At 65.2% G+C, this 26081-nt stretch carries 19 protein-coding genes; 7 read left to right on the top strand and 12 right to left on the bottom strand.

Going from position 1 to position 26081, the window contains the following annotated elements:
* Positions 1–21 precede the first annotated feature (21 nt).
* On the top strand, positions 22–4302 hold the full coding sequence (locus tag C7C57_RS01910) for an FtsK/SpoIIIE domain-containing protein (protein ID WP_187977395.1): 4281 nt from the start codon (positions 22–24) through the stop codon (positions 4300–4302).
* Between the two features lie 10 nt (positions 4303–4312).
* Here the strand turns inward: C7C57_RS01910 and C7C57_RS01905 are convergent, their stop codons facing one another.
* The 5 genes from C7C57_RS01905 to C7C57_RS01885 form a co-directional block, all read right to left on the bottom strand.
* Complete coding sequence (locus C7C57_RS01905; RefSeq protein ID WP_255505847.1) at positions 4313–6286, bottom strand: serine/threonine-protein kinase; 1974 nt, start codon at positions 6284–6286, stop codon at positions 4313–4315.
* A gap of 148 nt (positions 6287–6434) precedes the next feature.
* Positions 6435–7001 carry a hypothetical protein gene (locus tag C7C57_RS01900; RefSeq protein ID WP_187977393.1) on the bottom strand — a complete coding sequence of 189 codons (567 nt, stop codon included), beginning with the start codon at positions 6999–7001 and terminating at the stop codon, positions 6435–6437.
* Positions 7002–7159: 158 nt separating this feature from the next.
* Positions 7160–7849 (bottom strand): M23 family metallopeptidase, encoded by a 690-nt coding sequence (locus tag C7C57_RS01895; RefSeq protein WP_187977392.1) that lies wholly within the window; start codon positions 7847–7849, stop codon positions 7160–7162.
* Positions 7850–7910: 61 nt separating this feature from the next.
* Positions 7911–8150, bottom strand: coding sequence for a holin (locus tag C7C57_RS01890; protein ID WP_187977391.1), 240 nt, complete (start codon positions 8148–8150; stop codon positions 7911–7913).
* A complete protein-coding gene (locus C7C57_RS01885) occupies positions 8147–8581 on the bottom strand; it encodes a hypothetical protein (RefSeq protein WP_030147954.1) in 435 nt (144 codons plus the stop codon). The genes C7C57_RS01890 and C7C57_RS01885 overlap by 4 nt, the downstream gene beginning before the upstream one ends.
* Before the next feature lie 737 nt (positions 8582–9318).
* On the opposite strand from C7C57_RS01885, the gene C7C57_RS01880 reads away from it, so the two are divergent.
* The gene (locus C7C57_RS01880) at positions 9319–10974 is read left to right on the top strand and encodes a DEAD/DEAH box helicase (RefSeq protein ID WP_187977390.1); all 1656 of its coding nucleotides are present in this window, start codon (positions 9319–9321) and stop codon (positions 10972–10974) included.
* Positions 10975–11098: 124 nt separating this feature from the next.
* Here the strand turns inward: C7C57_RS01880 and C7C57_RS01875 are convergent, their stop codons facing one another.
* Complete coding sequence (locus C7C57_RS01875) at positions 11099–11671, bottom strand: NUDIX hydrolase family protein (protein ID WP_030147952.1); 573 nt, start codon at positions 11669–11671, stop codon at positions 11099–11101.
* 291 nt (positions 11672–11962) lie between these two features.
* On the opposite strand from C7C57_RS01875, the gene C7C57_RS01870 reads away from it, so the two are divergent.
* From C7C57_RS01870 to C7C57_RS01860, 3 genes are all read left to right on the top strand, one after another.
* Complete coding sequence (locus C7C57_RS01870; RefSeq protein ID WP_187977389.1) at positions 11963–12604, top strand: alpha/beta hydrolase; 642 nt, start codon at positions 11963–11965, stop codon at positions 12602–12604.
* A gap of 4 nt (positions 12605–12608) precedes the next feature.
* Positions 12609–17828, top strand: coding sequence for a DEAD/DEAH box helicase (locus C7C57_RS01865; RefSeq protein ID WP_255505749.1), 5220 nt, complete (start codon positions 12609–12611; stop codon positions 17826–17828).
* Positions 17829–17909: 81 nt separating this feature from the next.
* The gene (locus C7C57_RS01860; protein WP_187977388.1) at positions 17910–18686 is read left to right on the top strand and encodes an Fpg/Nei family DNA glycosylase; all 777 of its coding nucleotides are present in this window, start codon (positions 17910–17912) and stop codon (positions 18684–18686) included.
* On the opposite strand, the gene C7C57_RS01855 is transcribed toward C7C57_RS01860, so the two are convergent.
* The 4 genes from C7C57_RS01855 to C7C57_RS01840 form a co-directional block, all read right to left on the bottom strand.
* Positions 18683–18898 carry a hypothetical protein gene (locus tag C7C57_RS01855; RefSeq protein WP_187977387.1) on the bottom strand — a complete coding sequence of 72 codons (216 nt, stop codon included), beginning with the start codon at positions 18896–18898 and terminating at the stop codon, positions 18683–18685. The genes C7C57_RS01860 and C7C57_RS01855 overlap by 4 nt on opposite strands.
* A gap of 245 nt (positions 18899–19143) precedes the next feature.
* Positions 19144–19317 (bottom strand): hypothetical protein, encoded by a 174-nt coding sequence (locus tag C7C57_RS01850; RefSeq protein WP_187977386.1) that lies wholly within the window; start codon positions 19315–19317, stop codon positions 19144–19146.
* Positions 19314–19589 carry a hypothetical protein gene (locus C7C57_RS01845; protein WP_187977385.1) on the bottom strand — a complete coding sequence of 92 codons (276 nt, stop codon included), beginning with the start codon at positions 19587–19589 and terminating at the stop codon, positions 19314–19316. The genes C7C57_RS01850 and C7C57_RS01845 overlap by 4 nt, the downstream gene beginning before the upstream one ends.
* A 371-nt stretch (positions 19590–19960) precedes the next feature.
* Entirely contained in the window at positions 19961–20413 is a 453-nt protein-coding gene (locus C7C57_RS01840) for a VOC family protein (protein ID WP_187977384.1), read from the bottom strand.
* 97 nt (positions 20414–20510) lie between these two features.
* Between C7C57_RS01840 and C7C57_RS01835 the strand changes: the two genes are divergently transcribed.
* Entirely contained in the window at positions 20511–21665 is a 1155-nt protein-coding gene (locus C7C57_RS01835; protein ID WP_187977383.1) for a YafY family protein, read from the top strand.
* A 190-nt stretch (positions 21666–21855) separates the two neighbouring features.
* Positions 21856–21987, top strand: coding sequence for a ClbS/DfsB family four-helix bundle protein (locus tag C7C57_RS15725; protein WP_223144777.1), 132 nt, complete (start codon positions 21856–21858; stop codon positions 21985–21987).
* A gap of 353 nt (positions 21988–22340) precedes the next feature.
* On the opposite strand, the gene C7C57_RS01830 is transcribed toward C7C57_RS15725, so the two are convergent.
* Entirely contained in the window at positions 22341–24026 is a 1686-nt protein-coding gene (locus C7C57_RS01830) for an ATP-binding protein (RefSeq protein WP_187977382.1), read from the bottom strand.
* 877 nt (positions 24027–24903) lie between these two features.
* Positions 24904–25998 (bottom strand): AbiH family protein, encoded by a 1095-nt coding sequence (locus C7C57_RS01825; RefSeq protein WP_187977381.1) that lies wholly within the window; start codon positions 25996–25998, stop codon positions 24904–24906.
* Positions 25999–26081 lie beyond the last annotated feature (83 nt).

The following is a 26081-nucleotide window of genomic DNA, read 5'->3' as shown; positions in this document are numbered from 1 at the left end:
TGAACCCGAAAGGAGTGCGCCATGCGCGTCCTCATTCTGTTGGATGGCCAACACCTCGATCGAGAAATTGACCGTTACTCCAGCGAGACGACGCTGGCTCAGCTCATCACCGCGGCCGGGGCTACCACCCCGGCTCCGGCGAGCCTGCTCTACGTAGATGATGTGGCCGTGCAGGCCGACACCCCACTCGGTGAGGTTACCCTCCTGGAGGGCAGCACGATCGCGGTGGTTCCGCGGGCTCGTCCGTCCTCCCTCCAGCGTTGGAGTGTCAGCCTTTCCGGGGGCCTCGATTCCGGTAGCACCATCGAGGTCCCCGGCAACCGTCCGCTCATCGTGGGCCGCTCCCCCGGCGCCGACCTGTATCTCGGTACCGAGAGTGCGTCCTGGGAACACTGCACCATCGAGCGGGAGGAGTCCGGCCTGCGGGTCCGAGACTCCGGGTCCACCAACGGTACCTTCGTCGAGGGGGTCAAGGTGGACGCCGAGGGTGTGGCGATCACCCAGCCGACCACGGTGCTGGTGGGTGGCACCAGCTTGTTCCTCCAACCGCAGCTCCTCGAGTCCCGAGCGCCGGAACCCGGGTCCCTGAATAATGTGACCGCGGCCGGAACCGTTCCCTTCAACCGGCCGCCGCGGCTCGGGACGCCCCAGGGGCCCGAACCCCTCGCCGTCCCCACCGTCAAGGACGTGCCAGAAGCGGCGAAATTCAACCTGCTCTCGGTCCTGATTCCCCTGGTCCTGGCCGGTGTCATGGTGGCGGTGCTGGGTGACGCTCGCTTTGCCATGTTTGCCGCGCTGAGCCCGATTCTGGGTGTGGGTACCTGGTTTGAGCAGAAACAGCGTCGAGCCCGCAACCTCAAGGCAGAAGACGCCCGGTTCGAGCAGGCGGTCGTCGATTTCAGCGAGGACATGCGTGTGGCCGGGCGCAGCGAAAGCGCCCGTCGCCACGACATCAACCCCGACCCGGCCGCGGTTCTGCGCCGTGCCGCGGCACCGCTCACCACGCTGTGGCAACGACGCGCGGGAACCGATGATTTTCTGACCCTGTCGCTGGGAACCGGAGACCTCCCCTGGGCACCGCCCACCGATGACAACACCAGCACCAAGCTGGACCAGCGCGTCCGGGACGCCATCGATACCAATGTGATCCGATCCGCGCCGATTCAGGTGGACCTCACCGCCGGCGGGGTGGTGGGTATCGTCGGCGAGCGCGCCGGTGCGCTGGCCCTCGCCCGCAGCCTGGTCGCCCAGGCGAGTGTTCACTGTGGACCCGCGGATCTCAGCATCGGGTTCTTCTTTGATGCCGGTCGCCGGGACGAATGGGAGTGGGCCTCCTGGCTCCCCCACACCCGACGGCTGGGGTCCAGCACCGGCGAGCGCTGGCTTTCCGACGACCGTCAGCGCAGTATCGCGCTGCTTCGTGGACTGCGCGAAGGCATCGATGAGCATCCAACCCCGGGGCTGCTCCTGGTCCTCGATTCCGATGTCCTGACCGAGGGACGCGACGCCCCGGCCCGCAGCCTCCTGGGCCACGGCCGGCCCACCGAGGGTTCGAGCCTGCAGGCAACCCGGCAGCGGGTTGCGGTGTCCGGAATCGTCATCGCATCCACCGAGGATCAGCTCCCCGCGGCCTGCACCAGCGTGGTGACCGTGGGTGCCGATGCGGCCATCACCGTTCACGAGCCCGAAAGCCTGGACCGGGTAGAGGAGGCCGTGTTGGCCGGTCTGACCGTGGACCGTGCACGTCGCTGCGCGATGGATCTGGCCCGCCTGGAGGATCCGGAACTCAGCATTCCCGGGGCGTCCCTTCCCGGGCTGGTACGCCTGCCCGAGCTGCTGGGTCTCGGCACCCCCGAAGCCGCCGATATTCGCCGGCTGTGGACAACCTCCACCGGTTTTTCCACCCCGATCGGTGCGGGCGAGAGCGGCGTCATGTCCCTCGACCTGGTGGGCGATGGCCCCCACGGCCTGGTGGGCGGTACCACCGGTTCCGGTAAGAGTGAGTTCCTTCGCTCCCTGGTGGCGGGGCTGGCAGCACGCAACGATCCCACCCGCCTGAACTTCATCCTGATCGACTTCAAGGGCGGCGCGGCGTTCGCCGCCTGTGAGCGGCTCCCCCACACCATCGGTACGATCAGCAACCTCGATGAGCAGCTCGCCGACCGGGCGCTGCGCTCGCTCGAGGCCGAGATGCAGCGGCGTCAGCGGATCTTTGCCGCCGCCGGCGAGGACGTGGATAACCTCGACGCCTACCTGGCAACCAATCCCAGCGAGCCCATGCCACGCCTGCTTCTGGTGGTGGATGAGTTCGCGATGCTCGCCAAGGACTTCCCCGATGTGCTGTCCTCCCTGGTGAGTGTGGGCGCGGTGGGTCGAACCCTGGGTGTGCACATGATCCTGGCCACCCAGCGTCCGGCCGGCGTGGTGAACGACGATATTCTGGCCAACACCAACCTCCGAGTAGCGCTGCGTGTGCAGAGCCGCGAGGATTCCAGCAACGTCATCGGTGTGCCCTCGGCGGCGGGTATCGGCCGAGCCCAGACCGGTCGGGCGTTTATCAAGCTCGGCCAGGACGATATCACCCCGGTTCAGACCGCCCTGGTCACCGGCCGTGCCCCGCTCACCGATCGGGCGACGCTCGAGCTGCGTGAAACCGGACCACTGGGGATGCCGGTGGCCCGGCCGAAGCCGCCGGCGAGCGCCAGCTCCGATGACAGCGACCTGGATCTGATGATTGATGCGATCCTGGGCGCACACGCGGACGCCGGATATGCCGCACCCCGACCGGTGTGGCCCGAGGCCCTTGGCGCACGCGTCTCGCTTTCCGGATTCGCCGTCGATGGTGCGGAGGCCGCCCCCGTTTCGGTGGGTGCAATCGAGGGTTCACGGGTGCTGATGGCGCTCTCGGACGAGCCCGAGCTGCAACGTCAGAGCCCGGCCGGATGGGATCTCGCCCAGGGCAACCTGATGCTCCTGGGCATCGCCGGAAGCGGTACCAGCACCACCCTGTCAAGCATCGCGCTGACCCTCGCCGCCGCCTACGGTCCCGACGAACTCGACCTCCTGGTCCTGGATGTGGGCTCACGCTCGCTTGCCCCGCTGGCCGATCTCCCGCATACCGCCGCCTATGTGGGAACCGGTGCGGGTGCCTCCGAGCAGCAGGCGCGCTTCCTGCGCTTCCTGCGCACCGAACTCGATCGCCGCCGCGCGGACCCCGGGCATCGCCGACCGATGATCGTGCTGATCGATGGGCTGGCCACGCTGCGCGACGAGTTCCAGGACTATGACGGGCTCGCGCTGATGGACGCCCTCTATCGCGCATACGCCGACGGTCCGGCCCTGGGACTGTGGTTTGCGATCTCCACCACACGTGCCAAGGCGATTCCCTCGGCGATGGATGAGGTAACCACCCAGAAGTGGCTGTTCCGCCTGGCGGACCCCTACGACTACTCATCCCTCGGGGTGCGCGGACAGGACATGCCCGCGGCAATCGCCGGACGCTGCGTCACCACGGTTGGCCTGCGACAGATGCATGTTGCCACCCCCGACGGCGACCTGATCCAGGCCGTCGCAAGCGTCTCGGCACGCTGGCCCGAGGCCGCCGCCAAGACCCCGGTGATCGGTAGCTTGCCCGCCGACATCACCGTGGCCGAGGTTCCCGCCGCCGCCAACCTCTCCGCCGACCCATGGATGATTCCGGTGGGGCTGCGGGAGAGTGACCTCGCCCCGGCAACCCTCGAGATTTATGACGGCGAGCACGTGCTCATTGCCGGCCCCGCACGCTCGGGTAAATCCACGCTCCTCCGGGCAATCGCCGATTCGCTGCGGTCGCAGGCGCAGACCACCCCGGTGGCCGTCTGGGGAATCGCCGACCGCCGCTCCCCCCTGGTGGATGCCAACCTGGATCGCATCGCCGTGGGATCCGAGGAGGTGGCGGCGCTGATCGCGTCGCTGCGCCTGGAGCGTGGTCCGGTGGTCCTGCTCATCGATGACGCCGAACGCTTCGAAGACACCGACCAGTCGATCACCAACCTGCTGGGCTCGGGACGGTCACAACTGTGTGTGATCGCGTCCGGACGCTCGGCCGACCTCCGCAGTCTCTACGGTCACTGGACCAAGGTGTTGCGCAAGTCCCGGTGTGGCGTGCTGTTGCAGCCCGATGTCGACTATGACGGCGAACTGCTCGGCGTCACTCTCCCGCGACGTTCACCGGTCGCGGCCACGGTTGGTCGCGGATATGTCTGTGTGGGAGGAACCGCCGCGTTTGCCCAGACGATGAGCCCCAACACCCTCACCGTCTAGGCCCCACCGACTACTCGCGGGTGGTGATACTAAAGGGATCACTCGCGAGGTCGGTGAAGTTTCCCACGCTCGCCCGCAGGACACAGCTGGGGGCCACCGCCAGTGCGGTGGCCACCAGCCCATCGCTGGACACCGCCAACCCTCCGGCGCAGCCATCTGCCAGCCGCACACCCGATTCCCCGCCGGCGATACTCTCCAGCAGCGCGGAGGCGGGACCGGTTGCCGGGCTGGTGTACACCGGGTTCAGCGGATCCGGCCCACCGGCCCAGATCGGCACCAGGGTCACCGGCAGCGCGCTCTGCCCAACGATCCGCGGAGGCGTTTGAACGGCGATATTTACCAGGCGCTGCACCGGGAAGGCCGCCCCGCCATTTGCGGGATCCTCGATCGCGGTGGTGGTCTGGGTTGCGGCCGAGGCCAACCAGGTATCCAGGGCCTTTTGATCGGTCATCGCGAGGGGAATGGTCGCGGTGACCTCCACGTTTCCCTGCGCGGGAATCTTCACGCCCTCCAGGCTCCACCCACACGTCGCCGAGATACCCGAAACGCTGGGCTGGTTCCGGGTAGCGGTAGCTCCCTCCCAGGTGACCGCCGGGCATGCCCCGTTCGTGGAGATACCGGGAACGGACTCAAGCAGCGGTCCCGTGAGCGCCGCCTTTTGAGCGGTATAGGTCAGGGTGAGCGTCACGGCCTCGGTGGCCGCATCGTATTTGGCCGCGCGGGCGGTACTCAGTCCCGACGGGCGGGGCGGGGTTTGCTGCTGGGCCGAAAGGTTTCCGGCCGCAGGCTTCGCCTCCGAGGGTGCCGGACCGCCGGGGAGGAAGATCAGGATTCCGGCAACAATTGCGGCGCTGAGCGCCAGCGCTCCGCCGCCGATCAACGCGGTACGTTTTGTCAGCCACGGGAACCGGGACAGCCACGGGGCCGCCACCGGCTCGTCCGGCTCGGTGGCCTGCGCGGGGAGGGGCTCGCGTACCATCGGGCGGAAGACCGTGCGGGATCCGGCCTCTCCCAGATCGGGGGCGGGCGCGAAGGTTTCGGATTCGGGGGTGAGCGCCGCAAGTTCCTGCTTGGTCAACGACCCACGGATCATCGTCGCCGGGCGTGCGAGCTCCCCGGGATCCAACGGCTCCGTGCTGGGGCTGAGCGCCTGCAACGTCTCGAACCGGGTAGCCAGCAGCCGAAGTTCGCTGGCCGCCTCCCCGGCGGCGGGGCGCAGCCGAGGTTCCTTCACCAGCAGCTTTTCCAGCATCGTCCAGAGCTCATCGGGCACCTCCAACCGGGGTGGAAGGGTGGTGACATGACGATAAGCCACCGAGAAGTCGGTACCCGGGCCCGCGAACGGGGTGCGTCCGGAGAGCAGCTCATACAGCAGAATTCCGGTGGCATATACGTCGGCCGCGGCACCGGCCTCACCGTGGCTGATGAGTTCGGGAGACATGTACTGAGGGGTACCCAGGAGCCCGGTGGTGTGACGGACCTTTTCCTCAAACACCGAGGCAATGCCGAAGTCGGTGACGCGTACGGTTCCGCTCTGACCGGGCTGCCAGTGTTCGGAGAGCAGGACGTTATCGGGTTTGATATCGCGATGCGCGGTGTTTTGGGTGTGCGCGGCGGCGAGCGCATCCAGGATCTCGGCACCCAGACGCAGCGCGGCGGCGGGCGGCAGCGTGAGGCGTTCGTCGAGGAGGTCTCGGAGGGTTCCTCCGGAGACAAAGTCCATCACGATCGCCAGCCGGTCCCCCTCGACCACGAGGTCGCGCACGGCAACGATGTTGGGGTGACGCAGCGCCAGCAGCACCGAGCGTTCGCGAATAAAACGTTCAACCAGCTGCGGATCGTGGGCATGTTCGGGTCGCAGCACCTTCGCCGCCAGATCGGGGCCCTCGGTGGTGGTGCTCACCCTCCAGACCTCACCCACAGCCCCCGCACCGAGCGGTGAAACCAATCGATACGACGCGCCTAACGGATCGCCGGCCTGCACGTGTGACACGTTTCCCCCATATTAATGTTGCATCTGCCCTGAGCAGCCCCTCGCCTGCCCGGCCGTATCCGGCCGCACGAACGTAGTCTAGTCGAGGCCAAGGTGTGCATCCGTGCGTCACGGCCTCGACCGCCGAAATGTCGCGTCGTTAGTCCAGGTCGAGCTTCCTATCACAGCTGACCGAATCGTCGCCATCCTCATCGTGGTGGGATTTGCGCTCACCATCCACATAGATCTCGCAGCGAATCTCCCCGAAGTTCCCGGGGGTGTTCTGGGCCCAGACGATGACCTTTTGATAGTCGCCAGTGGGGTCCAGCGTGAGGTCGAATTCGGTGCTCCAGGGGAGTGCGTGCTCGGTGGCGCCGGCGGCGTTTTCGCGGTCGCGCTCGTCGTCATCGTGATGCCGACGGTCCTCACTCTCCAATACCGTGAGGTCTCTGATCAACGCGCCCGCGCCGTCTCCGGATACCCGGAGCTCTACGTGGCGGACCCCCGATCGATCGTCACGTTCACCGGCGGGAACCGTCGTACCCCGCGGTGCCCCGGCACGCTGCGACGACGCCGGGTTTGTTTCCGCGGATCCCGCGGGGACGGCTGCCGGTGCCTGAACCACACAACCGGCGAGCGCCAATCCGGCGACCAGCATAATCGGCAGCGCGCGGGCCACGCGCGTGCGGATGGACGGGTGGGTGCTCATATCGCTGGTTTTGCTCATCACTCCAGCCTGCGTGCTTTGCACCAGCGTCGCCTCGCCCACGTCCGAATCCGAAGGATCCGTCGACGCACACGGCAAAACCGGGGCACCCCGTGGTGCCCCGGTCCCGTCTGCCGGCCCCCGGAAATTATCCGGGGAATGCGCCCGCTCGGATGGGCCTAGCGGGCGGCCTTGACCGCCGCCGCCACATCTGCCACCAGCTGCGAGTAGCGGTTACGCGACTCGCGCAGCAGGGTGGTCATCTCATCCTCGGTCGCGAGGGTCACCTCGCCGTAGGCCTTGGTGTTGGCGCCGATGCTGAAACCCTGCCCGCCGGAAACGCTGGTGTATACGGTCTGGCCGAGCTCGGAAATCAGGGCGATGGTACCGTTCGGCACCTTGAGGATCTTGGGCATGTCTTCTCCAATTTTGGGGGTGGTCGGACCGGTCGGTCCGGGGATGTTGTTGATGTTTGTCAGCGGATCTACGGCGGTGTCGTAGTTCGGTCGAGACTGGTTCTTGTTGTGAACCTCGAAGTGCAGGTGCACCCCGGTGCTCACGCCAAACTTGGGACCGATAAAACCGATGGTCTGCCCCTCGGTAACTCGTGCTCCAACGGCGGGACCGGCGGACGACCCCAACATGTGATAGCGCGTAGTCCAGCCACCACCATGATCAACCTCTTTCCAAAAGTTGATCGCCGCACTCTGGCCCGAACCGATAACGGTTCCAGCCGCCGCGACCGGAACCGCCAGCCCGACGCTGACACCCGAGCCAAAATCGATCCCCTTGTGGAAGGGGTCCTGCGGAAAATCACGCGGCCCAAAAACCTGGGTCACCTGACTCCGCGCAAACGGAAGTCTTGCCATCACTCCTCCTTTCGTTATGTGTTTCTTGTGAATCTCGGAACGCGAGATGCGCTCCGAGGCATTAGGTTCCGGGCGGGAAGTCCCGGAACCGATCGAGGTGTGCATCCTCAACCTGCGGGGTGCTGATCGAGGTCAGGATCGAGATGATCCCGGCCAACAGCGAGGCCGAAAGCACGCCCCACCACTGGACCTCCAGCAGCCCCAGGCTTCCGGTGCCGATCAGGGCAACGGCCGCCTGTGCCATGGTTTTGATGGCCCGTTCTCCGGCATAGGACCAGAACTTTCGGGTGAAAATACTCATCCCTCCTCCTTCATGAACCGGCCACGCGCATCGCGCGGCTGAACCGCCTCGAGCACCGCGATTCGGGTGTTGTCCCGGGTCAGTGTGTCCTCCAGGTCGGCCAGTTTCTGTTCGACGGCCCCGAGTCTGACCGCGAGTTCGGCCGAGGCACGTTCGCCCCGGTCCACCGCGTCCCGCATGCTGCCACCATGGTTGGGGAGCACCTCGTCCTTCACCGCGGTCAGGACCGCGGTGGTTTCACGGGCATGACGTCGGGTGTCCACGAGGAACCGGGGAAGGTCCCCCAGCGCACTCACCAGCGCGACAAACCCCTTGACCCAGGGCCAGACGCGCCAGCAGAGGGTCGCGACCGCGATGATCGCCCCCGCTACCAGCACTGCCTGCGCGATGGTTGCCTCCCCCGCCCAGGCGGTGAGTTCACCGGCGTTCACTCGGCGCTCACCCGCCCGGGCCACACCGATCGTCGCCCGGGAAGGACGGCACCGGTTGACGCATTTTTCAAGGGGAATCCCGGCTGACCGCCGGCTACGTAGTGTGTGGTCGTCATCTGTGCTCCTTCCATTCGCGAAAATCGTGGGTTCATGTTTCCTAGCTACCCGGGACGCCTCTACGCCCGTGGCATCCGTCTAGTACCGCGACCCACCCGCCGAGGCGGGTAATGAGGAAGTCGCGACCCCGTCACAGGAACCGCCGTGTGAGATGAGGCAGCTGCCCCATCAGAACCGGCGATCGTCTTGGTGACAATCACCGTGCTCATGTCAACGACTCTACGCTTTCGTTTTCATTCATTCAAGTTAATTTGACAAATAAGCGTCATTTGGGCGACATAGAAGACAAACTCTCGGGGGAGTGTTTCGCCCGGAGTCAACGATTCGCCCCCGAGGGCGGGACGATGGATGATTTTTCGATCCGCCCCTCCCGATGTGCTTTCCCCGTGAGTATTGGGCGTGAGCGAGCGGTCGCGCTAGACTGGAAGCACTCGTGATCTCGTTCGGGGCACCGCCCCACGCTCACGTGCGTCGTAGAACGCTCCCTCTCTCGTCGGCCACGCCGATTCGATGACACTTCATACGGCGAACGGATGCGCACACCTGCGCCTTCGCCACCCCTGCCCCGAAGCTCGGCTGCGCCGCTGCCCGCGGGGACGTGATGCCCGAAAGGCACCAGCATGTCAGAAACAACTTTCGCCTCACTCGGCGTTCCCGCTCCGCTCGTTAAGGTCCTCGCGGCCGACGGCAAGGAGAACGCCTTCCCCATCCAGGTGGACACCCTGGCCGACACCCTCGGCGGACGCGACGTCCTCGGCCGCGGAAAGACCGGCTCGGGCAAGACCCTCGCCTTCTCGATCCCCCTCGTTGCCCGCCTGGCCACCGAGCTGGCCGGCGGCAACCGTCGTCCCGGCCGCCCGCTGGGTCTGGTCCTCGCCCCGACCCGCGAGCTGGCCACTCAGATCGCCGCGGTCATCAACCCGCTGGCCGAGGCCTACGGTCTGAAGACCACCACCATCTTCGGTGGCATCAACCAGACCCGTCAGGTCAACGCGCTGAACGCCGGCGTCGACATCGTCGTGGCCTGCCCCGGCCGCCTGGAAGACCTCATGAAGCAGGGCCACGTGCGCCTGGACGCCGTGGAGATCACCGTGATCGACGAGGCCGACCACATGGCCGACCTCGGCTTCCTCCCGGTTGTCACCCGTCTGCTCTCGGCCACCCCAGAAAACGGTCAGCGACTGCTGTTCTCGGCCACCCTGGACAACGGTGTGGACAAGCTCGTGCGCCGCTTCCTGCACAACGAGGTTCTGCACTCGGTGGACGAGGCCACCTCGCACGTGGCCGCGATGACCCACCACGTCTTCTCGATCTCCTCGCTCGACGGTAAGAAGGACCTGATCACCACCCTGGCCAGCGGCCAGAGCAAGCGGATCCTCTTCACCCGAACCAAGCACCAGGCCAAGAAGCTGGCCAAGCAGCTCACCTCGCAGGGTATCCCCGCGGTGGACCTGCACGGAAACCTCTCGCAGCCGCAGCGTGACCGCAACCTGGCCGCATTCGGCTCGACCGGCCCCGAGGGCGTGCGCGTCCTGGTGGCCACCGACGTTGCCGCCCGTGGTGTGCACGTGGATGGTGTCGAGCTGGTTGTGCACGTCGACCCGCCCATGGAACACAAGGCCTACCTGCACCGTTCGGGCCGTACCGCGCGTGCGGGCACCGAGGGTGACGTGGTGACCATCTGCCTGCCCAGCCAGACCGATGACCTCAAGAAGATCATGAAGAAGGCCGCGATCACCGTGGACTTCCAGCAGGTGGATGCCGACTCGGCCGCCGTGACCGAGCTGGTTGGCCCGGTTGCCGCGTTTGTGAAGCCCGCGCCGCTGGCCCCGGTTCAGCAGCAGGGTGGCGGCGGTAAGAGCCAGGGTGCCAACGCGCTGCGTAAGCGTGCGATCCGCGAGGGTCGCGCCGACCGACCCGGTGGCGGACAGCGCAAGGCTCAGCAGGGCGGTGGCCAGGGCGGTCAGCGTTCCGAGGGTGGACGCGGCCAGGGCGGCCAGCGCACCGAGGGCGGTCGCGGCGGACAGCGCACCGAAGGCGGACGCGGCCAGGGCGCTCAGCGCTCGGGTCAGGGTGCCGGCCAGGGTGGACGCGGTCAGGGCGGACGCGGCCAGGGTGCCGGTGCCGGTCAGGCCCGTCGTGGCGAGTCCGGTGGCGGTCGCGGTGGCAACACCCGCGGCGGCTCCTCGGCCATGTACTCGACCAGCTCCGACGGCGGCAACTCGCGCGGTCGCGGCAACGGTCCGCGTCGCGCCTCCGCTCCCAGCGGTTACTAGTCACTAGCGGCTCCGGCCGCACGGGGTTTCGGCCCCACGGACAAAGGTGGGCCCCATCCGATCAATTCGGATGGGGCCCACCTTTATTCACTCGGGAACGGCGTGCTCCCGGCGTCGAGGGCGATTAGCGCAGCGCGCCAACCGAAGCCAGTGCCGCACGCAGCAGGGTGCCGCGGCCGCCCTCCATCTCGGCGGCGAGCGCATCACTCGAGGCCTCCTCGGGGGTCAGCCAGGTGATTTCCAGGGCGTCCTGGCGCGGCTCGCAGGTACCGGTCACCGGGACCACGTAGGCGAGGGAGACCGCGTGCTGACGCTCATCGGTGAAGGCCGAGACACCGGGCAGCGGGAAGTATTCGGCCACGTGGAACGGGACCGGAGAGGCGGGCAGCAGCGGGAAGGCCATCGGACCCAGATCTTTTTCCAGGTGCCGGAACAGCGACTCGCGCAGGGTCTCGCCATAGAGCACCCGACCCGAGACGATGGTGCGGGTGATCGCGCCCAGCGCGGTGCCCCGGAGCAGGATGCCCACCTCGGTGACCTGGCCTAGTCCGTCCTGGCGCACGGGGATTGCCTCCACATACAGCAGGGGCAGGCGGTGCCGGATCTCCTCCAGCTCCACATCACTCAGCCAGCCCGGGTTCACCGGACGGCTCGGCTCATCGGGCAGCGGTTCGGGATCCGGGGTGCGTACGCTCATGCTTCATTCTTACAAGATTCGCCGGGGGAAGCGAGCCAATCGATTTCGCTTCGAGCGAGCGCCATGAGGTCGAGGAACAACGACGCCGGAAGCGAGCCGCACAAAACACAGTTCGCTTCGAGCGATCGCAACGAGGTCACCGAACAACAACGCCGGAAGCGAGGCCCTATAGAACGCAGTTCGCTTCGAGCGAGCGCGGCCGAAGGCGGCGGCTGGTGCGGATGTCGGTGGAAGAGCCTAACCTGGGAGGTGACCCGTTTAGCCACACGTCCCGAGCCGAAGGATCCGCCGATGTCCCTCCCCGCGATCAACCCCGATGCCGTTCTCTGGTCGGTTACCGAGGAGGAGCGCGCCGGACGTCCGCTGCTGCTCCTACTGCACGGCTACGGATCCAACGAGGCCGACCTGTTCGGTCTGGTCCCGCACCTCCCCGACGCCCCGGTGATCGCCTCGCTGCGCGCTCCGCTGCAGGCCCCCTGGCCGATCGATGGCTGGTCCTGGTTCCCGCTCGCGGTCCCCGGTGCCCCCGATCCCGCGGGCCTGGACGCCTCGGTGGATGCCATCATCGCCTGGATCGATGCCCTCCCCTTCACCCCGACCAGCGTCGCCGCCGCCGGGTTCTCCCAGGGCGGGGCCATGTCCGTCCACCTGCTGCGTCGTGCCCCCGAGCGCTTCGCCTTCGCCGGGAACCTCGCGGGGTTCGTGGTGGCCGGAGACCAGCCCGGAGACGCGGTCCTGCAGGAAACCCGTCCCCCGGTGTTCTGGGGTCGCGGAAGCGCCGACACCGTGATCAGCGACGAGGCCGTGGCGCGCACCACCGACTGGCTGCCCGATCACTCCACCCTTTCCGGTCGCATCTATGAGGGCCTGGACCACTCGATCTCCGGTCCCGAGCTGGCGGATCTGCGCGCCTTCCTCGATCGGCAGTACTAGGGCCGTGGCCCGCGCGGCACTGACCGGGTTTGGCCCGGCGACTCGGACCTGGTTCACCGAGTCTTTTGCCGCGCCCACGGCCGCCCAGGCCGGCGCGTGGAAGGCCATCTCCGGCGGCGATAACACCCTGGTCATCGCCCCCACTGGTTCGGGAAAAACCCTCTCGGCGTTCCTCTGGGCCCTGGACCGATTGGCCACCACCGAGCCGCCGGAAACCACCACCCGGGTACTCTACATCTCCCCACTCAAGGCACTCGGGGTGGACGTGGAACGCAACCTCCGCGCCCCGCTCAGCGGCATCCGTCGCACCGCCGAGCGCGAGGGCATCGCGGTTCGGGATCTGCGGGTCGGGGTCCGCTCGGGGGACACCCCGGCGGCCGAGCGGCGAGCGCTGATCAAGAATCCACCGGACATCCTGATCACGACCCCCGAGTCGCTCTTTTTGATGCTCACCGGCTCGGCCCGGGAGACCCTGCGCGGGGTGGATACCGTCATCATTGACGAGATCCACGCGGTCGCCTCAACAAAGCGCGGGGCCCATCTGGCGCTCAGCCTGGAACGCCTGGATGCGCTGGTGCCCGAACCCGTGCAGCGGATCGGGCTCTCGGCGACCGTGCGCCCCGAGGCCGAGGTCGCGCGCTTTCTGGGTGGCACGGCCCCGGTCACCATCGTGAAGCCCGTCTCGCAGAAAAAGTTTGACCTGCGGGTCATCGTGCCCGTTCCGGATATGACCGATCTGCCGCGGTACTCGGTGTCCGAGGGCCCCACCGAGCACGGGCCGCTGCACACCGAGGACGACGGCTTTATCGATCTCACCGGTGATCCAGCTGAGGGGAAAGGGGGCGCGGGCCGTTCCTCCGGTGACCTCCCCGGGTCTGACCGTTCCAGCGGCACTACCCGTTCCTCCGAGGATCTGCCCGAGGTGGATCGGCCCGGATCGATCTGGCCCTTTATTGAGGAGTCGGTGATCGAGCGGATCCTCGAGCACCGCTCCACGATCGTGTTTGTCAACTCGCGTCGCCTGGCCGAGCGCCTGACCGCGCAGCTCAACGAGCAGTATGCGGCCCGGCTGGGCTCGGCCGTCCCGGACCTCGATTCCCTGCTCCCGCCCGCGCAGCTCGTGGGCGGCAGCGGGCAGACCAACGGCATCGATCCCGAGGCTCCGATCCTCGCCCGCGCCCACCACGGCTCGGTGGCCAAGGCACAGCGCGCGGAGATCGAGGACGACCTGAAAACCGGGCGGCTGCGCTGCGTGGTGGCCACCTCGAGCCTCGAACTGGGCATCGACATGGGCGAGGTGGATCTGGTCATCCAGATCGAGTCCCCGCCCTCGGTGGCCGCCGGGCTCCAGCGCATCGGACGGGCCGGACACCAGGTGGGCGAGGTCTCGCGCGGGTTCCTGTATCCCAAGCATCGCTCGGATCTTCTCTCCAGCGCGGTCTCGGCCGAGCGGATGCTCGCCGGGGAGATCGAACAGCTGCGGGTGCCCAGCAACCCGCTGGACATCCTGGCCCAGCAGACCGTCGCCGTATGTGCGTTGGAACCCATCGCCGTGGAGGACTGGTTTGAGTCCGTCCGACGCAGCGCCCCCTTCTCGGCCCTCCCGCGGGCGGCATTTGACGCGGTGCTGGACCTGGTGTCCGGTCGCTATCCCAGTGACGAGTTCGCCGAGCTGCGCCCACGCGTGGTCTGGGACCGCGAGGACGGCACCCTGACCGGACGCCCGGGCGCGCAGCGGCTCGCGGTGATCGCCGGAGGCACGATCCCCGACCGCGGCCTATTCGGGGTGTACCTCGTCGGCGACGGCGAGGGTGGCACCGGTTCGCGCGTCGGCGAGCTGGATGAGGAGATGGTGTACGAGTCGCGGGTCGGCGACGTGTTTGCGCTGGGAACCACCAGCTGGAAGATTCGCGAGATCACCCACGACCGAGTGATCGTCACCCCCGCGCCCGGACAGCCCGGACGACTGCCGTTCTGGCGCGGCGACGGCCTGGGCCGCCCCGCGGCACTCGGCAAGGCGCTGGGCGCATTCGCCCGGGAGATCGCCGCGCTGGATCCCGAACCCGCGGCAACCCGGCTGAGCGCCGCCGGACTCGACCCCTTTGCCATCGCCAACCTGCGGGCCTATCTCGCCGCTCAGAAGGAGGCAACCGGCACACTCCCCACCGATCGCACGCTCGTGGTCGAGCGTACCCGGGACGAGCTGGGCGACTGGCGGATCGTGCTCCATTCCCCCTACGGCATGCAGGTGCACGCGCCCTGGGCTCTCGCGGTGGGCGCGCGGTTGCAGGAGCGTCTGGGCATCAACGGCACCCCGGTGGCCAGCGACGACGGGATCGTGCTGCGCCTACCGGACGCCGAGGCCGAGCCGCCCGGGGCCGACCTGTTCCTGTTTGATCCGGCCGAGCTCGAGGAGATCGTGACCGCCGAGGTGGGATCCTCGGCCCTGTTTGCCTCCCGATTCCGGGAGAGCGCCGCCCGGGCGCTGCTCCTGCCCAACTACAATCCCGGCAAGCGTGCGCCGCTGTGGCAGCAGCGTCAGCGTTCGGCGCAACTGCTGGATGTGGCTCGCAACTATCCCACCTTCCCGATCCTGCTGGAGGCCGTGCGCGAGTGCCTGCAGGATGTGTATGACGTCCCCGCGCTGATCGACCTGGCGAAGCGGCTGGAATCGCGTTCGGTCCGCATCGCCGAGACGGAAACCGAATCGGCGAGCCCCTATGCGGCCGCGCTGCTGTTTGGCTACGTGGGCGCGTTTATGTACGAGGGGGATGCGCCGATCGCCGAGCGGCGGGCCGCCGCGCTGAGCCTCGATCCCCAGCTGCTAGCCGAGCTGCTGGGCCGCGTGGAGATGCGTGAGCTGCTGGATCCCGATGTCCTCGCCCAGACCGAGGCCGAGCTGCAGCGTCTCGACCCTGAACGCCGCCTGCGCGGGATCGAGGGTACCGCCGACCTGCTGCGGCTGCTGGGGCCGCTGCGAGCCGACGAGGTCGCCGAGCGGTTGCGCCCGGTCGAGGCACGCCAGGTTGCTCCCGGGGCGACCGTGCCGGGGCGGGCGGCGACAGGCGAAGCCGGGGCCGGGGTCGCTGTTGAAGCCGAGGCCGGTTCCGGCACCGCTCCGGCGTCCGGAGCCGATTCCGAGGTCGGTGCCGATTCCGAGGGCGACCCGACCGATCCCGAAACTCCGATCGTCCCCCCGGTGTCTCTCACCGAAGCCGAGGGCTACCTGAGCGAGCTCGAACGCACCCGTCGGGCACTGCCGGTCCCGGTGCGCGGCATCGTGCACTGGATCGCCATCGAGGATGCCTCCCGCGTGCGCGACGCCCTGGGCGTTCCGCTTCCCCCGGGCGTTCGCGCCGTGTTTACCGAGTCGGTGCCCGATCCGCTGGGCGACCTGATCGGTCGCTATGCCCGCAGCCACGGTCCGTTCCGGGCGGGCGCTGTGGCCGACCGATTCGGGCTGGGGATCGCCGTGGTGACCCACACCCTGGGACGCCTCGCCGATGCGCGCCGCCTGGTGCGGGGCGAATTCCTGCCCGAGGTGTCGATCGAGCCCGAGGATCCCGCCCGCGCCGCCGAATGGTGTGATGCCGAGGTCCTGCGCCGGCTGCGGCTGCGCTCGCTGGCCGCGCTGCGTCAGGAGGTCGAGCCGGTTTCCCCGGACACCTTCGCCCGGTTCCTCGACGACTGGCACGGCCTCGGCGGCGACCTGCACGGGATCGACGGCGTGCTGAGCGTCGTGGATCAGCTGGCCGGACTCTACCTGCCCGCCTCCGCCTGGGAAACCCTGATCCTCCCGCTGCGGGTGCGCGACTACACCCCGGCGCTGCTGGATCGGCTGACCGCGAGCGGCGAGGTGATCTGGTCGGGCATGGGCAATCTCGGGGCGCGGGATGGCTGGGTCGCGCTGCATCCGGCGGACCTGGCCCCCTACACACTCGCCGCGCCTCCGGCCGAGCCGGATCTGGGTCCCGAACACGCGGCGGTCCTCGACGTCCTCGCCGGCGGTGGCGCGTTCTTCTTCGCCCAGCTCCAGCAGGCGCTGCCCGAAATCTCCTCGGCGCGCCTGGACGAGGTGCTGTGGGAACTGGTGTGGGCGGGCCTGGTCGCCGGTGACACCCTCGCCCCGCTGCGTGGTTTCACCGCCGGACGCGGGGCGCATAAGGCGGCGGCGCCGGCACCTCGGGCCCGGCTGAACCGGTCGCGCCTGTCGCGGGCGCGCTCGCTCGGCGGCGCGGTCCCGATGAACGGCGCCGGGGCCTACGGGGTACCCGGCGGCGGTGCGCGGGCGCTGGGCCCGGGTGGGGCCGTGTCCTTCCGGGATGAGGCGCTGGCGGGCGACGATACGGGGAACGAGAGCATCGGTCCCCGCGAATCCGGACTCGCCGACGTCGCATCCGACGCCGAGCCCGGGGGAACCGGCCTCGGCGGGCGCTCCTCCGCGGCCGGCGTCTCCGCCCGCCGCCCGGTGCTCCCGCGGCGCAGCGCGTACGGGGTACCCCGCGAGGGTGCGCCGCCGCACCTGTCGGGGCGCTGGTCGCTGCTTCCCGCACCAATCGTTGATCCCACCGTGCGCGGGGCCGCCGATGCCGAACTGCTGCTCGAGCGCTACGGCGTGCTGACCCGCGGCTCGGTCATGGCCGAGGGTGCGGCGGGCGGTTTTGCGCTGGCCTATCGGGTGCTCGCCGAGATGGAATCCGCCGGTCGCGTACGCCGGGGATACTTCATCGAGGGCCTGGGCGGTGCGCAGTTCGCGCAGGCATCGAGTGTGGATCGGCTGCGCCGCGCGATCCTGCCCGACCCCAATCCCGCACCCCCGCGCGTCCGCACGCTCGCGGCCACCGACCCGGCCAACCCGTTTGGTGCGGCGCTCCCCTGGCCCGCGGCGGGTGCCGAGAGCCCCTGGCCCACCCCGGATGCCGTCCCCACCGGTCATCGCCCGGGCCGCAAGGCCGGCGGCCTGGTGACGCTCGTGGATGGCGACCTTGTGCTGTACCTCGAACGCGGCGGAAAGTCCCTGCTGACCTTCACTACGGATCCCGACCGGGTGGCCCTGGCCGCCGCCTCGCTCGTGGCGCTGGTGCGTGCGGGACACGTGGATAAGCTGGCGATCGAGAAGTTCAACGGCGGCTCGGTGCATGCCAGCCCCGCGGCGCTGGTGCTGCGTGCGGCCGGCTTCTCCGATACCCCCAAGGGCCTGCGCATCCGTCGGGGGATCGCGTGAACGCGCGCACTGTCGTGTCGAGCCGGCTCATGCCCTCACCGGGCATAAGCACCGGCACAATCGAGGACGAGGGAGGCCGATATGCCTGAGGGCGATACCCTGTTTCGCGCCGCACGAAACCTAGATGCGGCACTGGCCGGGCAGATTGTGACCGGCTGGGACCTGCGCGTCCCGGACCTGACCACCAGCGATCTGACCGGATCCCGGATCGAATCCGTGGCCGCCCGCGGCAAGCACCTGCTGATGCGGGTGGGAGACTTCACCCTGCATACCCACCTGCGGATGGAGGGGTCCTGGCACCTGTACCGGCCGGGGTCCACCTGGCGGAGGCCTGCCTATCAGGCACGGGCTGTCATCACGACCGAGCAGTATCAGGCGGTGGGCTTCGACCTGGGGTTTGTGAAGCTGTATCCGCGCAGCCGGGAGGAGACCGAGCTGGCCTTCCTCGGCCCGGATCCGCTCGCGGCCGACTGGGATGCGCCCGAGGCGGTCGCCCGGCTCGGCTCGGATCCCGAGCGGGCCATCCACGTGGCGCTGATGGATCAGCGCAATATCGCCGGCCTCGGCAATGAGTATGTCAACGAGATCTGCTTCCTGCGCGGGGTGCTGCCCACGCGACCCGTCGCCGAGGTGGATCTGGTCCCGCTGGTTGATCTCTCGGCGCGGCTGATCCGCGCTAACCGGGATCGGCCCGGCCGGGTCACCACCGGCATCCATCTCCCGGGCCAAACCGACTGGGTGTTCGGGCGTGGACACAAGCCCTGCCGACGCTGCGGGACGCGCATTCTCACGGGCCGCCTCGGCGCGGACCCGACGCGCGAACGGGACACCTACTGGTGCCCGTCCTGCCAGATTTAGGGATACGGGTAGAACTGAAGCGGGAGCCGCTGATAGTCCCCACCAAAGGTGCGCAGCTGTTCGGACCGGTCGATGTGGTCCCACGGGGTGTCGGTCATCATCACGATGCCCACCACGATCCCGAGCCCCGCACACACCAGCAGCGTCCGATCCACCAGGGCTCGCTTGCGCTCCCGAAAGCTCTCGGGGTGTACCTGCGGGCGCGCACTCATCTACGTACTGTGGCAAACCCGAACCTGGGAAGTACACCCGCCTGTCCGAAATTGCATGCATCGGTTGCGGGTACGGGGCCGCGCGCTACCCGGTTAGGGCGCGGTCTACACCGCTCCCCGGCGGCGGGCAGTGATGTACAGACGAAATCTTCGTTCCTTGATCTGGTTGCGGGTGAGCTCCCGAAAGCCAAGAAAGCAGTGACCCGGAGCCTGGATCTCGCCGGTTTTTTGAACCTTGCTATCGTCTATCGCGCGAAGCTCATGGTGTAAAGCTTCGCCAACGGATACGGCCCAAACACGGTGGAAAGGACTACGCCATCCACCACCATCCACTCGATGATCTGGCGGAACAGCAGCTCGGTGTCGTCGTGGATCTCGAGTTCTCCCGCATCTGCGCCCGTCTGGTCCCTCCGGTTCACGGTCGCCCGATCAGGAACCGAGCCGCGGATTCGCTATCCCGCGTCTTGAGGTGCGTGCCTCCCGCATCATCAACACGCATGTGGAAGAGTTCAATTTCCCCCGAGGAGAGGATCTCCGCCGAGCGTATTTGGGTCCCATCGAACATCTCGATCAGGATGCCTGCCTCTTCGGTCGGCCCAATAGTGGGCAACGGGTCAACGTCGAGGGCGACGACCTCCAATATCTGCGCAGCGCCGGCGAGCGTCGCCGGCGCAATACGCGTACTGTTCACCCCATTCCACCCGGGTTCCAGTGAGGCTAGGAGGTGCAGCCGCTGACGCCATGCCGTCCCCGCTCCGTCAGGTGTGCCGACCGGGTTGACCGGTTCAGCTAGACCTCTGTGCCGCAGGTCCTGGGCCTGCCCGCCGCCTCCGCTGCCGCCGACGCCGAACGACCCTGCGGGCTGTCGACCATGCCCTCCTTTTCGCCCATGTTGTATGCCGTTTTGATCATCGTGAGTTCCCCGCTTCTCGTTCATAGTGCGGTAACCCTACGTCAGATTCGGCACCGCCGCTATGGCTCGGAAGCGTCGCGGACAAGGCGGTCCATGCCCGATGGAGACCAAGCCGGCCGTGGCGCTCTCGGGCCACGGCCGGACCGGGACTAGACGGCGACGTCGATCACCCAGGTGACGCCGAAGCTGTCGGTCAGCATCCCGAAGCCCGCGCTCCAGGCGGAGGCCGCCAGTGGTTCCACGATGGTGGCGTCGACGGAGAGTGCCTCCCAGTAGCCGGTGACCTCGGCGAGCGATTCGCCACGGACCGAGACAAAGAACGGCGACGTGGTGATCGTGGTGCCGTTTTCGCGATGGGTGGTCCCGCCCGGCGCCGCCGATCCCCCGGTTGATCCGGGGATGTCGTAGGCCATGACCCGGAAGCCCCGCTCGGATTCGACCCGGCCGAACACGACGTTTTGTGCGCCGGGCAGCTCGACGGGCATCCCGAAATCTGCGTAGGTGGCGATGGTCGGCTGTCCGTCGAATACCGCGGCGTAGAACTCCAGTGCCTGCCGGGCGTCGCCGTGGAAGTTGAGGTGGGTGGTGGTCTGGATGGTCATGTTCGCTCCTAAATCTCGGGCCGGGAATCCCCCGGTATTCCCATGCTCCCGCCCATATAGGACAGTTTTGGTCCTCGACTGTGCATAAGATCGGGACATGACCACCACCTCGCGACTGCTCACCCTGCTGTCCCTGCTGCAAACCCGGCGGGACTGGCCGGGGGCGGTGCTGGCCGAGCGCCTGGAGATCAGTCACCGAACCGTGCGCCGGGATATCGACCGGCTGCGTGAGATGGGTTACCGGATCGACGCGACGATGGGGCCCGACGGCGGCTACCGCCTGGATGCGGGCAACGAGCTGCCGCCACTCCTCTTTGATGACGATCAGGTGGTAGCCCTCACCCTCGCCCTCCAGGCGGCGAGCGTGACCGGCGCGGGCATCGAGGAGGCGGCCCTGCGGGCGCTGACCACCGTGCGCCAGGTGATGCCCTCCCGGCTGCGACACCGACTGAATGTCCTGGAGTTCACGGCGCTGCCCGCGGGTCCGGGACAGGCAATCCCCTCCCCCGCGACGCCCGAGGTACTGCTCACGCTCTCGGCCGCGGTGCGCGCGCGGGAGGTGGTGCGCTTCGACTACGCAAGGGGCGCGATCACGAACGTCGTAGACGCCCCGAAGGCCCCGGTAGCGCCTGTCGCATCGAATGCCCCGGTTGCCGACGTTGCGCCTGTTGCCCCTGTCGCCCCGGGTGCCTCAGGTGCTTCGGGGGCCTCGGACCAGACTGGACCGGCGCGGGATTCCCTCGTCCCCGGCTCAACGCGCGGTGCCCGCGACGCGACATCCCCCGAGCCTGCGCGCCGGGTCGAACCACACCACCTGGTTACCGTGGCCGGGCGATGGTACCTGGTGGCCTGGGACCTCGACCGTGACGACTGGCGAATCTTCCGCGTGGACCGAATCGCCCCGCGCACCCCGAACGGCCCGCGCTTCACCCCGCGGGAGGTTCCCGGAGGCGACGTCTCGGCCTTCGTCTCGGCACGCTTTAAGGGGTCCGACCGGGAGAACGTCTGGCCGTGCAACGGATCGGCGATCCTCGCCCTTCCCGCGCGCGATGTGCGGCCGTTTGTGGGTGACGGGACCCTCACGGACCTCGGGCCCGAGCGCTGCCGGTTGGAGGTGGGCTCCTGGTCCTGGGTATCCCTCGCCGCGGCGCTGTGCCGCTTCGACTGCGCGATCGAGGTGGTGGGGCCGCCCGAGCTGCGCGCGGCATTTGCGACGCTGGCGGCACGAACGGCGGCGGCCGCCGTGCGCTGAGCGGACTCCCCGGATAGCCTGAAGACGAATTCGGAGGTAGCCCGGATCGACGCTCGCGCACCGCTGCCGAAGCGTTGACCGCCAGTAGAGGAGAGAAGCGATGCCAATTCGCGCATCCAAATCGGACCTTCTGAGTGTGATTTGGGTGAGCTTCGACCGTCTCACTGCCGATCCCGCGAGAGATACTCTGATGAGCCCAGCGGATCTGGTGGACTACCTGATCGGCTGGAACGAGCTGAAAGCTTTCGCTCGGCGCTACTCTGCCGAGCAGGAGGGGAAGCTGGACATGCATCCGGACTCAGCTCGTCGACGCCACGGATGACATCGTGACGTTCATTTAGGCCAAGAGTGATGAGCAGTTGTGGGGAATGCCTTGTCCTGAAAAGTGGACAATGGGCAAGATGATCTCGTTCACCACGACCTGCCCCCAGACAAACGCCCGCGGACGAATCCGTGCCTGGTTAAGCGAGAAAGCACTGGAAGCCTAGCTGTCTCTGTCCACGGAGCACGGTGAAAGGTTGTGCGAGGAGAGCCACTTGCAAATGGAACTATCTAGTCATGTGGCTACTTTTTGAGAGACCATGTTTGCAATTGGTGAGAGTTGTCAGGATCAAAATTCTCGTACGCGCAAATAGCGTGAGCACAAACCTTTAAGGGATTTGTCTGCTGCTATTCTTACTCGCGAAATCTATCAAATAGATCATCAAACTCCTGGGCTGCGGGTTCAGTATTGGAAAAAGCAGCTCCAGAATACCTGGCTTCACGCTCATAATCCCAGTCGGGTTCACCGAATTGTTCCGCCTCTGCACCCAAAATAAATCGCTCAGCCTGTTCGTGACCGATTCGCGAGGCGACCTCCCTCAAATCACCAAAGTCCCTTTCAGAAAAACTGGTCAAGATGCCTGACTGCACAAAGTAGAAGAAGTTTTCACCGAAGCTCCAAGGCAGTTCGTCACCGAGGACATCTTCGAGAATGTTCGCCGCTAGGGTCCAGTTGTGTGGCTCCTCAAAATCAAAGTGCGCCACTCGTATACGAGCGGAACTGATCAGTTCCTCGGCCAGTTCAACGGGAATTGAATCGATTAAGTTCGAAGTTAGTATCGTCTCTATGTGTTCGAGTTCACCATCGCCGCTTTGCCATGTGCTAGACAAATCCTGAAGCTGCGCAGACCACCACTCGTCGCCGGGCGCAAGGTATGGTTCTAAAGATGATAGTTCAGCAAGCGCTCGTTCCGAATCTTCTGAAGACGCCTCAAACAGTTCTATCAGTCTCGAGATGTATGGCTCTCGGATCTCTCTCAATGGCAGAGGAGCAGAAGAGACCCTAACGGTTTTACCTGTCAGAGAGTTGGTCTCCGTCGTCGCAAGTCCTGCCCTATACAAATGCAACAGCTGATCGATGCTTTGCGCGGATTCAACCACTTGCAATAGCGCGTGGCGATCAGTACGCAACAGCTCCAAGACGAACTCCCGTACTGCGGGACTATGAAACTTCACCCGGTCGGAACTCCCAATCCTTCTGACCGAAATGAAAGTTTGGTCTAGTTCCCTAAGCGCGTTCAGCACTGTTCGATTTGAGAGTTGCACACCAGCCACACCGTGGGCAACGACTGAATCGACTAGATTCTCAATTCTCGCCTCGTTGAACGAGCACAATACCCGTAATAGAACCCTCTGCTCCTCTCTAATCTGATGATCGTAGCCTTCCTCCCAGAGTTTGGTTGGTCGATCGAGGATCGCGACAAACTCTTCGAGATAATGCTCCCGCCGGGAAACCAGGAGATCTCCAGTTGCGTACTGTATTAGTCGCGGATTGAACCCGTGGTGGTCTACGATTTCCTTCCAGCCTCCTTGCGCAAATTGAGCCTTAAAGCTTCCTTCCAACTTGGAGTGCCACACGTGGTTGTAGAGAATTTTCGCTCTATCGGATTGGCTGTAGTTAGGAACTTTGAGGAGGAATCGTCTTCTTTCTCCGATTTCCTTTAACGCTGTAAAACTAGATGTAGCTTCGCGCAAGATGTATTCTCGCGTGGTCAATACGAAACGGTGTTTTTCACTGCTAGCGACAGCTTCCATGAATCGAACGATGCCTTTGTCTTCATTCTTTTCCAATCGCTCGCGAAGAGAAATTTGGCCAAGGAAGTCATCGTATATAAAGAACTGTTTGGCGCTTGGATCATACAAACGCCATGCATCTCGGACATCGCTATTTATCTCATAAATGTCAAAACCCTCTTTAGCTGCGTCTGCAACCATTGCATGTGCAAGCATGGTCTTCCCGACGCCGGGGGAGCCGGCAATGACACATACGTGTTCTCGAGAGAGTAGATCCCTGGCTTTTGCGAAGCTCTCAGTGGCCACAAACCGTTTCATATCTCGATCCGCTCGAGCAACGAGATCACGCGACAAATTGTGAACCTCGGAGTTTAGCGCTAGAAAAAGCTGTGTGCCAGAGCGAAGCCACAGCTTGGGATGCGCTCGCTGAACTGATTCGTGTCTTGATAGAAGTGCTTGGATATCGTTGGCACCATATATGTCATTCGGGGAGTCCATCCAACGAGAAAAGTGTTCGAATAGGGTGTCTTTCTGACTCACAGTCAGATGCATCGAAGTGAAAAACACATACCTCGCAGGAGCTAGCGCCTCTACTTTTGATACTTCTCCTGCCACGCTGCGGTTGAGATCGCTAAAGGTCGAACGCAGGTAGTGCTTGCACTGCCCTATGCCTATCCCACTCTCGGTATCCCAACGAAGGTCAATTCCGCGGTCTCTTCCAGCTGGGAACCGTTCAACATGTAGACCAAGCTCACTGGACATCAAGTCAGTACACAACGACTCGAACTCGATGTCAGACAGCGCTGAAAGATCTTGCATATAGTTCCTTGTTCTGTTTATGCTGCCAAATTTTCAATCCCCGAGATTCTCCATGGCACAGACTATCTATACCCCCCCCCGAGCTCACATCGGAGCTACACCATTTTCTAAGTGATCTGGAAATACCGCCTGAGAAGGTGCACTGCTCGCTCCGAAATGGATGGGGGGGGTCTCGTGGCCGGTAGATTTACTAAGGGACGTCATCATCCTGAGATCAGGTATGCGATGAACGCGACGGCTCCCCACGACCTAGGAATCGCCGTATGGTTTAGTCCACAAAGCTAAGAGCCTGGCCTGCTCCTCAAATACGGTGCATTGGGCAGCACGATACCTGCAAGAAGAGCTCTATGTCAGATTTTCGCATTCAAACGCGCGAGGAGCTTCGGACGTTAAGCCAGGTCCGATCTGAGGAAGAAGTGTATAGAACCACCTGAATGCTTCGCTCCAGGTCCTTCAACCGATCGAGTTTTCCAGCTGCCTCGAGGAAAATCCTACGCACCTCGTCTTCTGAAGTGTTCTCACCAGCACTTTGATACCAATAGATAATCAGTTCGGGCTCAAAGGAATCACTACCATCCGAATACGGTCTGGCCGTCCCCAGAACCTCGGCGATACTCTTCCACCACCAACGATCCGATTTCCCAATCGAGCACCCGAATACTATGAATAGTTCCGTGGTTTCAAAGAGGCTTGCATAGCGTTTGTCATTCTGTCCCCAGAACGGCTTGGACAGTCGAAGTGAATCATCCCAATTGCCCGCTACTTCCCCGGGCTGATCTACACCGAACAAGAGCGATCGTGGAACTCCCTGAGTACCATGCGGATGAATTATTTCCGTCATTAAGTAGGAAGAGAAAGTATCGCCTGCGCGGATAATGGCATCTGGAACCCCCTTTGGGTTCCCCCGGAAACTGAAATTGCGGTCTACTGTGCTGTATTTAAGTGGGTCAAATTGCTTTTGATCCAGGTACACAAGGTTGTCAAGCAAAGATGTGTAGTTGAAGTTCACGAATACAAAGTTGAAAAGATCAAAATTGTCACACCTTGTCGGGAAGCTCAGTTGACGATAGGCAGCAGGCTCCAGATCAGCTAGAAAACCGCTTAGCGATTCAATAGCCAACCCTCCCGACATAGATTCATTGCCTAACTCAACTAATAGCGAGCTAGGGACAGCCAGGTCTAGAAATTCAGCAAACTTTTCTTGTATCTCGCCCAGCGCTTTTCGCAATTGCCGAGCACTGGCAGATCCAGCTGTCTGAAGGTCAGCTACCACACCCTCTACGTCACTCCAGTTCTTCTTCTCTTCTGCTCGTAGTCGCTCCATCTCCGCGAACACCACATTGGTCGCATCAAAATTTTGAAGCTTCAGGAAAAAGAAAAAACTCTCGTACCTTGTATCGAGTGCAGATCCATATTCGGACATTACTTGAATGTCAAACCCATTACCGACAAAGGCCATGATATTTCGCTGTTTAGTTGGGCTCGAGAACCCAGATTCCATATAATTGCGATGCCCCAAAGTGACCCCTCTCGCCCCAACCC

It is taken from the genome of Mycetocola sp. JXN-3 (assembly GCF_014522285.1).
Lineage (GTDB): Bacteria > Actinomycetota > Actinomycetes > Actinomycetales > Microbacteriaceae > Mycetocola > Mycetocola saprophilus.
The sequence above is the reverse complement of the archived record's forward strand: the minus strand, read 5'-3'. Positions and strand labels throughout refer to the sequence as shown.

Coding starts and splice junctions, on each gene's coding strand:
- C7C57_RS01825 (WP_187977381.1), bottom strand. CDS start 25,998: ATGGCCTTTGTCGGTAATGGGTTTGACATTCAAGTAATGTCCGAATAT.
- C7C57_RS01880 (WP_187977390.1), top strand. CDS start 9,319: ATGTCAGAAACAACTTTCGCCTCACTCGGCGTTCCCGCTCCGCTCGTT.
- C7C57_RS01870 (WP_187977389.1), top strand. CDS start 11,963: ATGTCCCTCCCCGCGATCAACCCCGATGCCGTTCTCTGGTCGGTTACC.
- C7C57_RS01910 (WP_187977395.1), top strand. CDS start 22: ATGCGCGTCCTCATTCTGTTGGATGGCCAACACCTCGATCGAGAAATT.
- C7C57_RS01840 (WP_187977384.1), bottom strand. CDS start 20,413: ATGACCATCCAGACCACCACCCACCTCAACTTCCACGGCGACGCCCGG.
- C7C57_RS01860 (WP_187977388.1), top strand. CDS start 17,910: ATGCCTGAGGGCGATACCCTGTTTCGCGCCGCACGAAACCTAGATGCG.
- C7C57_RS01890 (WP_187977391.1), bottom strand. CDS start 8,150: ATGAGTATTTTCACCCGAAAGTTCTGGTCCTATGCCGGAGAACGGGCC.
- C7C57_RS01835 (WP_187977383.1), top strand. CDS start 20,511: ATGACCACCACCTCGCGACTGCTCACCCTGCTGTCCCTGCTGCAAACC.
- C7C57_RS01855 (WP_187977387.1), bottom strand. CDS start 18,898: ATGAGTGCGCGCCCGCAGGTACACCCCGAGAGCTTTCGGGAGCGCAAG.
- C7C57_RS01895 (WP_187977392.1), bottom strand. CDS start 7,849: ATGGCAAGACTTCCGTTTGCGCGGAGTCAGGTGACCCAGGTTTTTGGG.
- C7C57_RS01900 (WP_187977393.1), bottom strand. CDS start 7,001: ATGAGCAAAACCAGCGATATGAGCACCCACCCGTCCATCCGCACGCGC.
- C7C57_RS15725 (WP_223144777.1), top strand. CDS start 21,856: ATGAGCCCAGCGGATCTGGTGGACTACCTGATCGGCTGGAACGAGCTG.
- C7C57_RS01875 (WP_030147952.1), bottom strand. CDS start 11,671: ATGAGCGTACGCACCCCGGATCCCGAACCGCTGCCCGATGAGCCGAGC.